General features: G+C 70.7%; 10 protein-coding genes. 6 read left to right on the top strand and 4 right to left on the bottom strand.

All coding sequences use genetic code 11. The annotated features are described in order from the left end of the window. From M0R80_27550 to M0R80_27540, 3 genes are all read left to right on the top strand, one after another. Nucleotides 1-3,964, top strand: a 3,964-nt coding sequence (locus M0R80_27550; GenBank protein MCK9463394.1) for a hypothetical protein, incomplete at its 5' end; no start/stop codon positions are given. Nucleotides 3,965-3,977: 13 nt separating this feature from the next. After that, complete coding sequence (locus M0R80_27545) at nucleotides 3,978-5,300, top strand: acetate--CoA ligase family protein (protein ID MCK9463393.1); 1,323 nt, start codon at nucleotides 3,978-3,980, stop codon at nucleotides 5,298-5,300. Nucleotides 5,301-5,388: 88 nt separating this feature from the next. Continuing rightward, nucleotides 5,389-6,606 (top strand): hypothetical protein, encoded by a 1,218-nt coding sequence (locus M0R80_27540; GenBank protein ID MCK9463392.1) that lies wholly within the window; start codon nucleotides 5,389-5,391, stop codon nucleotides 6,604-6,606. On the opposite strand, the gene M0R80_27535 is transcribed toward M0R80_27540, so the two are convergent. Together M0R80_27535 and M0R80_27530 are read right to left on the bottom strand one after the other, a co-directional pair. Beyond that, nucleotides 6,569-7,528 (bottom strand): Gfo/Idh/MocA family oxidoreductase, encoded by a 960-nt coding sequence (locus tag M0R80_27535; GenBank protein ID MCK9463391.1) that lies wholly within the window; start codon nucleotides 7,526-7,528, stop codon nucleotides 6,569-6,571. The genes M0R80_27540 and M0R80_27535 overlap by 38 nt on opposite strands. Nucleotides 7,529-7,532: 4 nt before the next feature. Beyond that, nucleotides 7,533-7,853 carry a hypothetical protein gene (locus M0R80_27530; GenBank protein MCK9463390.1) on the bottom strand — a complete coding sequence of 107 codons (321 nt, stop codon included), beginning with the start codon at nucleotides 7,851-7,853 and terminating at the stop codon, nucleotides 7,533-7,535. A 70-nt stretch (nucleotides 7,854-7,923) separates the two neighbouring features. Between M0R80_27530 and M0R80_27525 the strand changes: the two genes are divergently transcribed. Further along, the gene (locus M0R80_27525; protein ID MCK9463389.1) at nucleotides 7,924-8,616 is read left to right on the top strand and encodes a zinc-ribbon domain containing protein; all 693 of its coding nucleotides are present in this window, start codon (nucleotides 7,924-7,926) and stop codon (nucleotides 8,614-8,616) included. 215 nt (nucleotides 8,617-8,831) lie between these two features. Here M0R80_27525 and M0R80_27520 read toward each other — a convergent pair whose 3' ends face one another. Further along, nucleotides 8,832-9,857 carry a hypothetical protein gene (locus M0R80_27520; protein ID MCK9463388.1) on the bottom strand — a complete coding sequence of 342 codons (1,026 nt, stop codon included), beginning with the start codon at nucleotides 9,855-9,857 and terminating at the stop codon, nucleotides 8,832-8,834. Nucleotides 9,858-9,931: 74 nt separating this feature from the next. Continuing rightward, the gene (locus tag M0R80_27515; GenBank protein MCK9463387.1) at nucleotides 9,932-13,267 is read right to left on the bottom strand and encodes a homocysteine S-methyltransferase family protein; all 3,336 of its coding nucleotides are present in this window, start codon (nucleotides 13,265-13,267) and stop codon (nucleotides 9,932-9,934) included. 152 nt (nucleotides 13,268-13,419) lie between these two features. Between M0R80_27515 and M0R80_27510 the strand changes: the two genes are divergently transcribed. Together M0R80_27510 and M0R80_27505 are read left to right on the top strand one after the other, a co-directional pair. Beyond that, nucleotides 13,420-13,656, top strand: coding sequence for a type II toxin-antitoxin system prevent-host-death family antitoxin (locus M0R80_27510; GenBank protein ID MCK9463386.1), 237 nt, complete (start codon nucleotides 13,420-13,422; stop codon nucleotides 13,654-13,656). Then, nucleotides 13,653-14,063 carry a type II toxin-antitoxin system VapC family toxin gene (locus tag M0R80_27505; protein ID MCK9463385.1) on the top strand — a complete coding sequence of 137 codons (411 nt, stop codon included), beginning with the start codon at nucleotides 13,653-13,655 and terminating at the stop codon, nucleotides 14,061-14,063. Before M0R80_27510 ends, M0R80_27505 begins: the two co-directional genes overlap by 4 nt. Nucleotides 14,064-14,243: the final 180 nt, after the last annotated feature.

The raw sequence follows: 14,243 nt of genomic DNA, 5'->3' as shown, positions 1-14,243 counted from the left end.
CGGCGACGACACGGACACGGGAGGCGATTCCGACACCAGCACCGATACGGATATCGACACGGACACGGATACCGATACTGATACGGACACGGATACCGACACCGATACCGATACCGATACCGACGCCGACACCGACACCGACACCGATACGGATCCCGTGGAGTGCACCGACGAGGACGTCTGCGACGGCGACCCCTGCGTGGACGGGTACTGCTGCGACACGGTGTGCAACGCCGTGTGCCAGGCGTGCAACCTCACGGGAAGCGAGGGGATCTGCACCCCGCATGCCGCGGGCGGTGATCCGGAAGAGGACTGCGCGGCGGAGGAGTCGACGACTTGCGGCCTCACCGGGAGCTGCGACGGCGCCTCGGCCTGCGCCTTCTGGGGTGTCGAGACCGTGTGCGACGACGCCGAGATCTGCACCGGGGACGACCTCTGCGACGGCGCCGGGGAGTGTGTGGGGGTGCCGGGGGCGGATTGCGATCCCGGGACGTACGACGAGTGCTGCGTCGGCCTGTGCGACGACGTCGTCGGCTGCTACACCGAGGTCGAGGGGTGCCCGGACACCTGCGGGGCGGACTCCCTGATGATCGGCCAGATCTGCCTCGGGTGCGGCCTCGCGAACGCGGAGGGATCCTGCACCGGCGGGACCCCGTACGAGTGCGACGAGGCGAGCCACGTGCAGTGCGGGGAGCAGGCGTGCGACGGGGTGACGTACTACTGCACGAACGACGGCGGCACGTGGGCGTGGCGGACGGGGTCCTGGTGCGACGACGGGGACGCGTGCACGTACGACGACTCGTGCTTCGGCGGCACCTGCCTCGCGACGACGCCGGCGACACCGTGCACGACGGATGCGTGCATGGACAGGCAGTGCGACGGGGACGGCGGCTGCATCGAGACCCCGACCCCGGACGCGGAGTGCGGCACGACGGCGTGCGCGCCGGACAGCTGCGCGGGCGGGGACTGGCAGGACTACGACGACACCTGCACGAACCAGTGCAGCGACACCGGACAGTGCGAGATCTGCTCCTGCACGCCGACGCCGCTCGAGTGCGCCGCGGGGGCCACCAACGAGTGCTGCGTTTCGGCGTGCTCCCCTTCCGGGTGCTACACGGTCTCGGGGGTGTGCACGGGCGGGACCTCCTCGTGCGCCGATCCCAACACGAAGGTCGTCGGAAGCGCGTGCACGGGGTGCGGCGCCGACGGGGCGAACGGGACGTGCGGGGGCGAGACGACGTTCACGTGCGACGAGACGACCCACACTTCGTGCGAGAACGTGACCTGCGAGGCGACGACCTACTACTGCACGAACGTCGGGGCGACCTGGGAGTGGCGCACCGCGCCGCAATGCGACGATCTGGACTCGTGCACGCATGACGACACGTGCGGCGGCGCTGGCTGCGAGGGGACGGATCTGACCTGCACGAGCACGCCGTGCCTCACGAGCGCGTGCGACGGGACAGAGGCGTGCATCGAGACGCCGTTCGACGACACGACCGAGTGCGGCACGACGACCTGCCCGGCGGACAACTGCGGCGTGGGAGTCTGGAACGACTACCCGCCCTCCTGCACGAGCACCTGCGACGGCGCCGGGGCGTGCGACGAGTGTGCCTGCACGGCGACCGCGACGACCTGCGCGGCCGGCCCCACGAACGAGTGCTGCACGGCGACGTGCGACGCGGTGGGCGGGTGCGCGACCTCGAACGGGAGCTGCGCGGACGTGTGCACGGATCCGAACACCCTGTACTACGGCAGGACGTGCGCGGGCTGCGGGACGAACAACGCGAACGGCACGTGCAGCGGCGCGTCGGCGGTCTGCAACGCGACCACGCACACGGTCTGCCAGCGGGTCACGTGCGGCAGCACGGTGTACCGCTGCACGAACTTCGAGGGGGTCTGGCGGTGGCGAACCGGGACGCTGTGCAACGACGCGAACCCGTGCTCGTACGGTGATTCCTGCAACGGCAGCGACGTCTGTGACGGCACGGACATCACGTGCACGAGCTCGGCGGATGGCTGCGTGGTCCGCAGCTGCAACGGGACCTCGAGCTGCACCGTGACGAACCTGAGCGGGACGAGCTGCAACGACGGCCTCCCGTGCACCTACGGCACGACGTGCAACGGCGCCGGCTCGTGTGCCGGCGGTTCCACCGTCACCTGCACGGACACGCTCTGCGTGGACCGGGAGTGCAACGGGACGCCGAGTTGCACCGTGACGAACCTGAGCGGGACGAGTTGCGACGACAGCCTCCCGTGCACGTACGACACGACGTGCAATGGATCCGGCTCGTGCATCGGCGGCTCGACCGTCACCTGCACGGACTCTCTCTGCGTGGAGCGGGAGTGCGACGGCGACGACACGTGCGCCGTGACCTACCCGGACGGCACGGCGTGCGACGACGGGGACCTGTGCACGTACGGCACGACCTGCGACGGCGCGGGTGCGTGCGCGGGGTCGACGGTGACCTGCGCCGACACGACGTGCTTGAGCAGCGAGTGCGACGGCGACTCCTCGTGCGACGAGACCCCGGCACCGGACACGACGCTCTGCGGAACTCCGTCCTGCCCGGCGGACTCCTGCGCCGGAATGATCTGGAACGACTACGCGACCGGGACGTGCACGAGCTACTGCGACGGCGACGGGGAGTGCGTTGCGTGCTCGTGCGGCGTGACGCCCACGACCTGCGAGGTGGGCCCGACGAACGAGTGCTGCACCGCGGCGTGCAGCGACGCGGGCGGGTGCTCCACCGCGCCCGGGAGCTGTCCGGAAACGTGCACGGATCCGAACACCCTCTACACCGGCGCGGCGTGCACAGGCTGCGCAGACAACGGGGCGAGCGGCACGTGCGGCGCGGGCTCGCCCTCGGTGTGCGACGGGACGACGCACACGGCGTGCCAGCGGGTGACGTGCGGCGGGACCGTATTCCGCTGCACGAACGAGGGCGGCAGCTGGCAGTGGCGGACCGGGACCTTGTGCGACGACGGCGACAGCTGCACGTACGACGACGCGTGCAACGGCAGCGACGTCTGCGACGGCACGGACCTCACCTGCACGAGCTCGGCGGACGGCTGCGTGGTGCGCAGCTGCGACGGGACCTCGAGCTGCGCCGAGAGCACTCCGAACGGGATCGGCTGCGACGACGGTCTCCCGTGCACCTACGACACGACCTGCGACGGCGCCGGTTCCTGCACAGGCTCCACCGTCGACTGCGACGCGTCCGACACGCAATGCGCGGACTACTTCTGCGACGGCGACTCGAGCTGCGCCGTGTCGTACGGCGCGGGCTCCTGCAGCGATGGGAACCTCTGCACGTACGGCGAGACCTGCAACGGCGGCGGCTCCTGCACGGGCGGCTCGACAGTGAACTGCGATGCGCTCGACGTGCTCTGCATGGACTACTCGTGCGACGGCGACTCCGCCTGCACGGCGACGCCGCGCAACGAAGGCCTCACGTGCGACACCGACAAGCAGTGCGTGTCGGGCGTCTGCACGCTCACCTGCACGTTCCCGAGCGCCTGGAGCTTCACCTCGAGCATCCAGAGCTGGGTTCCCGGCGCCTCCAACTGGGTCTGGGATTCGAACGGGTACGTGGACTTCTACTACCTCCCGGCCGCGACCAACTACACGATCACGCTGACGTCTCCCCAGTTCAGCCTGGGAGGCTGCTCTTCGGCCTGGCTCGGCTACTATGCAAAGCTCTACGATGACATGTGGGGCAGCGAGGCGTGGCAGTCCGAAGAGCTCCACGCGGAGTGCAACGGCGGCTCGGGTTGGGTCACCCTCAGTTCTCATTATGACGGCGACTATGATACCGATATGTCGTTCGACTGGACGTCGTTCGGTGGCATCGCGATCCCGCCCTCCTGCCGCACGTCGACGGTGAATCTGCGGTTCCGCGCCTCGGGCGACGACACGTACAACTTCATGTACTGGTACGTGGACACAGTCACGGTTTACTGAGATATCCTCGGCCATGCTCTCCGACTCCCCGATCGTCTTCGCCGTCGCGCCGGACAAGCCGACCGCCGCGTTCGCGCGCCGCGCCTTTTCGAGGGCCGGCATCGGGGCCGCCGCGTTCGTCCAAGGCGAATCGCAGGCCGCGGCGCTGACCCGGAAGATCCGCGACGCGGGTGATCGCGCGGTGATCGCCGTGCTCGACTCGAGATCCCCGCGCGCCTCCCTCGACGCGATCGCGGCGTGCGGCGCGTCGGGCGGCCTCGCCCTCTGCCTCGCCGAACCGCAGGGCCCGTCGACCGCGGATCGGGACGGCTGGCTGTTCGGGCAGATCTGGTCGCAGCGCGGCGGCCTGTGCTGCCCCGACATCGGGACGATGATCGAGGCGATCCGCCTGCACGCCTTTCTCGGCCCGAGCGCAACAACCTCGGTGCGCACCGCCCCTTCCAGGAGCGCCGTCGCGGCCCGGCTCGGCGCATTGGCCGCCCGGCTCGGCGTGCTCTCGGCGGCACGAGACAAGTCCGCCGCGCCGACACTGGAGATCGCGGCGAGCGGCGAGGTGTCCCTTTGCGCATCCGGTTCGCGCCTCGCGCTCCCGGATCCCGAGTCGTCATTGCGCGCGCTCGGCCTGCTCGCGAGCGGCGCACGCAAGAGCGGCGCCGAGCCCTCCCCGCCCGTCGATCGGGACGTCGTCGACCTCATCGTCAGGCCGCCGGCGCGGACCCTCTCCGAGGTCGCCTCGAAACGGCTCGTGGAAGCCTACGGCATCGCGCTCCCGAAGGAACGGCTCTGCGCCTCGCCGACGGAGTCCACACGATACGCGGCCGAGCTCGGCACTCCCGCGGTGCTCAAGCTCGTCCGCCCCGGCACGCCGAACAAGGCGCTCTCTGGCGCCGTCCGCCTCGGCGTGAGCGGCGCGGCGCACGTCCGGCGCGCGCACCACGAGCTCGTGCGGCGCGGCAAGGCGCTCGGCCCGCCGGCGCCGCTCGGCGTCCTCGTCTGCCCGGAGATCGGCGGCGGCGCCAGGATCTGGATCGCACGGGAGCGGCACCCCGTGCTCGGCCTCCTCGTGGCGGGCGGCGCGGGCGATCGGCCGACCGAGCCCGCAGGCTTCGCCCTCGCGGCGCCCGCGACCATCGTTGAGTGCCGCAGGGCGCTCGCGGGCGCCGGGCTCGCGGCGCAGCCGGCGCAGCTCGACGCGCTCGCCGAGGCAACGTCTCGCCTTTCGCGCCTCGTGGGGGATCTGGGCGATCGCATCGATCTCGCCGAGATCCACCCGCTCGTCGCCCCGGAGGACGGCCCGGCCCTCGCGCTCGACGCGCTGATCGCCGTGTCCGATTGAGCGCTCGATCTTCCATTCCTTGCCACGGCCGAAACGCCTCGGTTACACTGGGGAACGAATCGACTCTCCACGAACCCGAGAGGTGCGCATGACTGAGGCGCGACGTCGGCTGGGCGAGACACTCGTCGAAGCGGGTGTGCTCACGCAAGAAGCGCTCGACCGGGCGCTCGCCATCCAACAGAAGCAGCAGCTGCGCCTCGGGACGATCCTGCTCCAGGAGGGGTTCGTCAGCGAATCGCAGCTCGTCCAGGGGCTCAGCCTCAAGCTGTCGATCCCGTGGGTCAGCCTGTGGCGAATCGACATCCCGGACGAGGTGCTCGAGCTCGTGCCCGCGAACGTCGCCGAAGAGTTCTTCCTCATGCCGATCTACGTCCGCACGTCGAAGACCGGAGAGCGCGCGCTCTACGTCGCGATGAACGATCCGATGGACGAAGACGCGCTCCGGTTCGTCGCGGCGAACGCGGGCATGCCGGTCAAGCCGATGATCGCCGGACCGTCCGACATCGCCGCCGCGATCCGCGCCTACTACTACGGCGAGGACGAGGAGAGCCCCGAGGATGAAGCGCCCGGGCACCCGGTGGCGCTCGCAGCGAGCGGGTCGCCCGAACGGAAGGAGGCGTCCGCACCACCGCCGCACCCGGCCTCTCCCCCTCCCCCTCCCGCACGCGCGACGCACCCGGTCAAGGCGCCCGAGATCCCCGCGGCGGCGGCGGAAGCCGTGCACGCTCCGCCGGCCCCGCCGAAGGCCCCGGAGGAGCCCCTCGCGCCCGCCGAGGAAGAGCCGTCGTCAGCGCCGCCCGCCGAGGAGCCCGCAGCGCCCGAGGAGGAGCCCGCAGCGCCCGAGGAGGAGCCCGTGTCCGAAGCCGTAGCCTCGCCGGAGCCGAAGGCGGAGGCGGGAGCGCCGCCCGCGCCCGAAGAAGTGGCGCCCGCCGCGGCGGCGGCGCCGGACGGGGACGAGAAGGTCTACACGGACAAGACCTCGGCGCAGCGCGAGGCGGAGAAGATGCTCTACGGGGTCGGCGGCGCCAAGCCGAAGCGCGGGTTCTCCCTCACCCTGCTCGACGGGACGACGATCTCGTTCGGCCCGAACAAGAAGAAGGGCAAGGCGAGCTCCACGGCGCTCACTCAGGACGATCTGCTGGCCGGGCTCAAGGCGGCTGCGTCGGGAGATCCGGTGGAGGACTTCCTGCCCGCGTCGCACTGGGAGTCCTACATGGCGGCGCTGCTCAAGGTGCTGTTCAACAAGCACCTCGTCTTCTTCCCGGAGCTCATGAAAGAGCTCGAGACCATCGAAAAGAAGAAGTAGCCGACCGCTCCCGCGCCAGCATCCGCCCGGCGTCGGCGAGGACGCGCGTCACAGCCGCCGCGTGCCCGCCGTGCGTGCGCGGGCGACCGCCCCGCAGGGCGCAGGCCACGAAGTCGGCGAGCTCCCGCGCCAAGGGAAGCCGATCCGCCGTGCCCGCCGCGGGCTCGGGCGGCGCCGAGTCGTCGAAGACCAGCTCTCCGCGCTCGCAGATCGCCGTCAGGCGCCGTGATCGCGACGGCGAGCGGCCCGCGAGGAGGCTCTCGGAGACGAGCCCTCCTTCGAACTCCAACGCGAGCGCGATCTCCTCCGTCGCGGTCTCGGCGGCGCGGATCGCGCGCGGCTTCCCGCCGGCGAGCGCGAGGATCATGGCGACGTCGTGAGGGCCGTACGCCCACAGGGCGCCCGGATCGCGCGTCGCGTCGACCATCCCCGCACGGACGGTGTGCACGGCGCGAAGCGCCCCGAGCTCGCCCGAGGCCACGACCCGGCGAAGATCTTCGAACGCGGTGTGGTACAGCATCTGGTGCCCGACCATGATCACGCGCTGCACAGAAGACGACAGCGCCTCGAGCGCTTCCGCTTCTTCGGCGTCCATGGCGAAAGGCTTCTCGACGAAGACGTGCTTGCCCGCCCCGAGCGCCTCCCGCGCGAGCCCGGCGTGCGTCTCCGGAGGCGTGCAGATCGCGACCGCGTCCACGACGCCGAGGACGTCCGGGAGCCTCTCGGACACCGCGGCCGCGGGGTGCGCCCGCGCGGCACAGGCGAGCGCCTGCGCGCTCACGTCGACGACGTGCGTCAGCGCTGCGCCTTCGGTCAAGGCGAGATCGCGCGCGACGTTCGATCCCCACCTGCCGTAGCCGACGAGCGCGACCCCGAGGGGCGACACGCCCGGCCTCTCCCATGTCGCGGTGCGTTCGATCAAGGCGTCACTTCTTCGGGGCGGCTTCCGCCCGCCTGAGGAGCTCGCGGAGCGCGCGGCGATCCTTCTCGCTCAGCTCGGACATCGGGGCGCCGCCGTCGGCCGGGCCGGAGGGCGCGCCCATTGCCGGCAGCTTCGAGGCGACGTCCTCCTTCACCCCCTGCGCCTTCTTGGCCAGCTCGTCCTTCAGCTCCTGGGCCTCGTCCGTCTTCGAGATGCCGACGATGTGCTGGTAGAGGGTCCTGTCGCCGAGCGGCACGAAGAACGCGAAGTAGGCGAGCGCCGCGAGGCACGCGAGGACTATCAGAAACTTGAGGAGCCGGAACATGCTGAGGCATGTTGCCGCACTCGCCCGCACTTGACAAGTGCGCGGCGGACGGGCTAGTTTCGCCGCCCGTATGGGCTTCGAGGACAGGAAACTGGTCTGCGTTCAGTGCGGCGTCGAGTTCGTCTTCTCGGCCGGCGAGCAGGAGTTCTTCGCGCAGCGCGGGCTCGCATCCGAGCCCAGGCGGTGCGCCGCGTGCCGCAAGTCATCGAAGCAGAAGCGATCCCACAAGGGTCGGCAGCAACGCGGCGAGTACAGGTCCCCGGCCTTCCGCGCGAGCGCTCCGGAACACCAGGGCGCGCCGGGGCGCGGGCCGAGGTCCGGCCCCCGCATCGAGAACCGCGACTACCGATCGCCCGCGTCCTTCGACGGGAAGAAGCTGAAGGGAGAGGCCGACTACAGGTCGCCGGCGTTCGCCGGAATCGACACGGTCGATCCGGAGGACGAGTACCGCGCCCCGGGTTTCAAGGAGTACGTGGAGATCAAGCCCGAGCAGGAGTACCGCGCCCCCGGGTTCGCCGAGTACCGCGATCGCTGGCGCGACGAGCGGCCGACGTTCTCCATCACCTGCGCCGCGTGCGGCCAGAAGGCGATGGTCCCGTTCCTGCCCGAGGAGAAGGAGCGCCCCCTGTGCGACGCCTGTCACCGCGCCGAGCGGGCCGCGCAGCTCGAGGCGGAGCGTGCGGCGGCAGCCGCAGCCGTGGAGGCGTCCCAGGAGCCGGGGCCCACTGACGGGTGCGAGACAAAAAAAAACGGCGAACTCTAAGCCGTGGTTGCACGGCCGAATTCACCGTTTGACGGCGCCCAATGAAGCAACCCGCGTGCCAAAGAACGGACCCGGACCCGGTCGGCTCTTCATCCCCTCGTCATCATTGATCTAAACTCGCAAGGGTGGCTGACGCGACGCTCCGTATGATTGTGATTCTACCGTCGAGAAGGAACCGATCTTTCAGGCGTGCAACAGCGAAGCGCGAAACCGGGCTACTCGATGGGCGGGAACTCGTCGCACGTCACCTCGATCACCTCGAGCGCCGCGGACAGGCCGGTGGACAGATCGCCGTCGCAGATGTTCCCGAACACGCCGTACTCGCCGAACATCTCGACGAACTCCTTGAGCCGCGCCGCGTAGACCGCGTCGCCGAAGGCCGACGAGCAGCTGTCCGGGCCGGGGCCCGCGATCCCCACGACGACGTACCTGCCGATGCCGCCCGTGAGCGCGTCGATGAACGCGGCGCCCTCCAGGAGATCGTACAGTCCGGCGCTCTGCTCCTGATCGCAGTCCGTGCCGCCCTCGATCGTGGTGACCATCGTGCCGCCCTCGTCGATGGAGCACTCGTCCTCGTCGGTGATGATCACGATGACGAGCAGCGCGTCCTCCTCTGACGGATAGAACCCCTCGTTCGGCCCGCCGAGCGCCATCTGATCGCCGAGCCCGAGCTCGAGCGCGGCGAGCGGCATCTCGTTGCCGGACCCCGTGTCGCCGACTGCGGCCATGCAGGCGAACGTGTCGCCCGCCTCCGGCGTCGGGCCGTCGAGCCACGGGTGCTCGCCGAGGGAGCACGCCGCCTGCCCCTGCAGCGCGCCGTCCACGCCGGTCGTGCTGGTGGGGATCGGCGGCATCCAGAGCACCTTCTGGAAGAAGCTCCGTGTCACCGCGGTGGTCGTGACGCCGACGCGGTAGGTCACCGGGTCACCGGAGGGCGTCTCGTACTCCTCGATCACGTCGATGAACGACGGGAAGTTCGCGGCGAGGTTCGCCTGCTCCTCCGACATGCTCCCGGAGTTGTCGATGATGAACAGGAAGTCGATGCTCGAGCACCCTGCGCCGGTGGGATCGGTGTCCGCGTCCGAATCCGAATCCGTATCCGTGTCCGTGTCGGCGTCCGTATCGGTGTCCGCGTCGGTATCCGTGTCGGCGTCCCCGCTGCTCCGCCCTGAGCCGCCCGCACCCTCGCAGGCGGCCGCGGCGAGCAGCGCGAACAGCGTGAGGCACCAGCTCGTCTTCATGACAACACCCCTCCGGCAAGATGATCCGCACAATCCGCGCGTATGCATATTAGCACAAAAGCGGGCGCCGCCGCTCAGATCGAGAAGTAGTCCGCTGCCGGGTGGTGGACGACGATCGCGGAGGTGGTCGTCTCCGGCACCATCTCGAGCGCGTCGGTGAGGGCGACGCCGATCCGCCCCGGCTCGACGAGGGTGAACACCGTGCGCTGCATCGCGAGATCCGGGCACGCCGGGTAGCCGATGCCGTACCTTTGTCCGCGACCGCCGACCTCGGCGCGCATCCGCTCGTGCCAGAGCTCCGCGAGGGCGTCCGCGAGCTCCACGGCGAGACCGTGCACCATGAGGTAGTCGTGGTACGCGTCCGCGCCGTACAGCCGTCGCGCCTCCGCGAGCGCGCGATCGCCGATCGTGCCGACGAAGACGCCGACGACATCGCCCCCCTCCGCCGCGGTCTTGAAGTAGTCCGCGATGCACAGGTGTGGCGCGAACGACTGGCGCGGGAAGTCGAGCGCCAACTCGGCGCCGCCGTGGACGACGACGAGGCGATCGCCCTCGGCGCGGCACGGGAACCAGCCGTACGCCACCTTCGGCTCGACGAGCCCCTCAAGGAGGAGCCGCGCCTCGAGCTCGGCGAACAGGGGATCCGCCCGCTCGGCGATGAGCGCCCGGTGCTCCGCTTCCGCGAGCTTGCCCCGCCTGAACCCCCACCGCCCGCGGTAGAGGATCTCGCGGTTGATGAGCGGGAAGAGGAGCGCGGGATCGATCTCCTCGACGTGCCGCGGCCCGAGGAACGGCGGCGTCGGGACGGGGTTCGAGCGGTCGAGCGCCGCCCGCGCCGGGGCCGGCTCCGCCCTGCCCTCCCGGGCTCGCGACCTCGCCGCGGGCGGGGCGACCGAGGTAGAGACGAGCGTGCCCCGCTCGAGCTCCTGCATGGCCGTGAGACCGGCGAACGCGTCGGCGCAGAACACCACCGGCCGATCGTAGCGCGGGACGCACTCGTCCGCGACGAACCGCGCCGAGAGCGCCGCCCCGCCGAGCAGGATCGGCACGCCGAGCCCCGCCTCCCCGTACCGCGCGAGGCTCTGCGACATCTCGAGCGCAGACTTGACGAGCAGCCCCGAGAGACCGATCGCGTCCACCCGGTGCTCGCGCGCGCGCTCGATGATCACCTCGGCCGGGACGTTGATGCCCAGGTTCACGACGTCGTACCCGTTGTTCGTCAGGATGATGTCGACGAGGTTCTTGCCGATGTCGTGCACGTCGCCCTGCACCGTGGCGAGCAGCACGCGCACCTTCGCCGCGCCCGCGGCGCGCTCCATGAACGGCTCGAGGTACCGCACGCTCTCCTTCACGACCTCCGCCGACTTGAGCACGAACGGGAGCAGCATCTCGCCGCGGCCGAACAGCTCGCCCACCTTCCGCATGGCGGGCACGAGCACCTTGTTGATGATATCGATGGGATCGTGGCGGACGCGGAGCCCGTCGAGCAGGTCCGGGAGATCGGCCTTGTCGCCGTCCAGCACCTTCGAGGTGAGCGCGTCCTCGGGCCGCTCCCGCCGCGCGCCTTCGCCCCTCTCGCCCGCGCCCGCGGCCCGCGCCCCGAACCGGTCGAGGAGCGCCGTGAGCGGCGACGCCGCGTCCGTCCCGCGCCTGTCGAGGATCAGATCCTCGCAGACGCGCCGATCCGCGGAGTCGATGCGCGCGACCGTCACGATGCTGCCCGCGTCGACGATCGCGGCGTCGAGGCCCGCCTTGATCGCCTCGTGCAGGAAGATCGAGTTGAGGAACGGCCGCGCCTGCGCCGGGAGCCCGAAGGAGCAGTTGCTCACGCCGAGGCTCGTGTGCACGCCCGGGATCTCGGCCTTGATGCGGCGGATCGCCTCGAGCGTCTCGACGGCCGCCCGCTCGAGCGTCGCGTCGCCGGAGCCGAGCGTGAACGTCAGCGCGTCGATGAACAGGTCCGACGCCGCGAGCCCGTGCCTCCCCGCGAGCGCGACGAGCTCCCTCGCCACCGCGACCTTCCGCGCCGCGGTCATCGCCATCCCCTCGCGGTCGATCGTGAGCGCGATCACCGCCGCGCCGTGCCGCCTCGCCGCCGCGAGCACCCGGCCCGCCGTCGCGCCGCCGTCCTCGAGGTTGATCGAGTTGACGAGGCACCGCCCGGGGATCGCCTCGAGCGCCGCCTCGACCACCTCCGGGCGCGTGGAGTCGACGACGATCGGCGCGCGCGCCGTCCCGTTCAGCCGGACGATCATCGCCAGCGCGTCGGCCCGCTCGTCCCGCCCGGCGAACGCCACGCAGAGATCCAGGGCGTGCGCCCCGCGCCGCTCCTGCTCCGGGCCGAGCCGGGCCGCCTCGTCGAACGCCCCGTCGAGCAGGAGCTTCTTGAACTTCCGCGACCCGTGGGCGTTCATCCGCTCGCCTATCACGAGCGGCTTCGGCTCCTGGGCGATCTCCACCGCCGCGTAGAGGCTCGAGAGCGACGGCGCGCGCCGCACGTCTCGCGGCGCGGGAACGAGGCCGCGGACCGCCCCGGCCACGGCGCGGACGTGTTCCGGCCCGGTGCCGCAGCAGCCGCCGACGATCGATGCTCCGAGCTCGGAGACGAAGCGGGCGTGGTGCCGGGCGAGCTCGTCCGGCGCGAGCGGGTAGAAGGTCCTTCCGGCGCGCACCTCGGGAAGCCCGGCGTTCGGCATGACCGACACCCGGCCGGGCCAGGTCGCAGAGAGCCGCGCCACGTGGGGCGCCATCTGCGCCGGGCCGAGCGCGCAGTTCAGGCCGAGCGAGAAGAGCGGGAACGGCGCGAAGGTCGCGACCACGGCGTCGATCGAGCTGCCGACGAGCATGGAGCCCGCGGCCTCGAGCGTCACCGAGAGCATGACCGGGACGTCCGCGCCCCGCGCGGCGAGGACGTCGAAGGCGGCCACCACCGCGATCTTCGCCTGCCACATGTCCTGGCAGGTCTCGACGAGCACCGCGTCGACGCCCGCGCCGACGAGCGCGTCTACCTGCTCGCGCATCGCCGCGTACATCTCGTCGCGGCTCACGTGGCCGAGCGACGGCAGCTTGGTCGTGGGTCCGACCGATCCGACGACGTAGCGCCCTGCCCTGCCGGAGATCGCCGCCCGCGCGATCCGCACCGCCGCCGCGTTGATGTCGGCCACGCGATCGCCGAGCCCGTACTCGCCGAGCACGATCCGGCTCCCGCCGAAGGTGTTCGTCTCGAGCGCCATCGCGCCCGCGTCGAGGTACGCCGCGTGCAGGCCGCGCACGGCGTCGGGCGAGGTCAGGTTGAGCACCTCGGTGCAGCCGGCGCAGCCGTCCCACGCGGCCTCGGGCAGATCCATGCCGGAGAGCGCCGATCCGTAGGCGCCGTCGAAGATCAGGAGCGGTTCGTCGCTAAATGACATGCGGCAATTATGACGAGCATCACCGCGCGGGCAAGAGGGAAGCTTTGAATCCGGCGTCGCAACCTATCAAGCACGGCACCCGGCGCTTGCGCCCCACTCCGTCCGCTGTCAAAATGGATATAGGTCATTTTGAAAGGACCATAGGCAAACACATGAAGGCAACAACAGTCACGACCAGCGAGCTCAAGGCGCGCTGCTCCGAGATCGTGAACCGCGTGATGCGCACGCGGGCGCCTATCGATCTGACGAAGCGCGGGCGGAAGGTCGCGCGCATCGTGCCGGTCGACGGGGACGCCGAGGCGGACCTCTTCGGGTTCGCCAAGGGGAGCATCACCGTGCGCGGGGACATCGTCGAGCCGCTCGACGCTGCGTGGGAGGCTGCCGAGTGAGGTTGCTGCTCGACACGCACATCCTCATCTGGCTCGCCGAGGGGCTCGCCGATCTGCCGCCGCGCGCGCGCGTTCGAATCAACAACGCGGCCAGGGGGCCCGGCCTCGCGGTCTCCGCCATCTCGTTCTGGGAGGTCGCGATGCTCGCCGGGAAGGGGCGCATCTCGATCCGGCGGCCTTTACCCGCGTGGCGCGCGGAGGTGCTCGCGGCGCCGGGGATCGACGAGATCCTGGTCTCGGGGGAGGTCGGCATCGAGGCGGTCCTCCTGCCCGGCGAGCTGCACGAGGATCCCGCGGATCGCATCCTCGTCGCCACGGCGCGGGTCCACGGTCTCGCGCTCGGCACGCGGGACAAGCGCCTCCTCGCCTACGGCGAGCTCGGCCACGTGGCGACGGTCTCGTTGTGATCGCGAAACCGGGTGCTCCGCTCTCGAGCGGCGGAACGCCCCGAAGCTCCGCGGCTCACTCGCACGGATAGTACGCCCTATTCGATCGGGGTCGAGGGCGGGATGAGGAAGAAGATCTCGCGCGTGTCGAGCACCGTCACGCTGTCGCCGATCACGTCGATGAACGCCGTGTACATCTGC

Source organism: Pseudomonadota bacterium (assembly GCA_023229365.1).
Classification (GTDB): domain Bacteria; phylum Myxococcota_A; class Polyangia; order JAAYKL01; family JAAYKL01; genus JALNZK01.
Note: the sequence above shows the minus strand (reverse complement) of the source record. Positions and strands in the feature narration are given on the sequence as shown.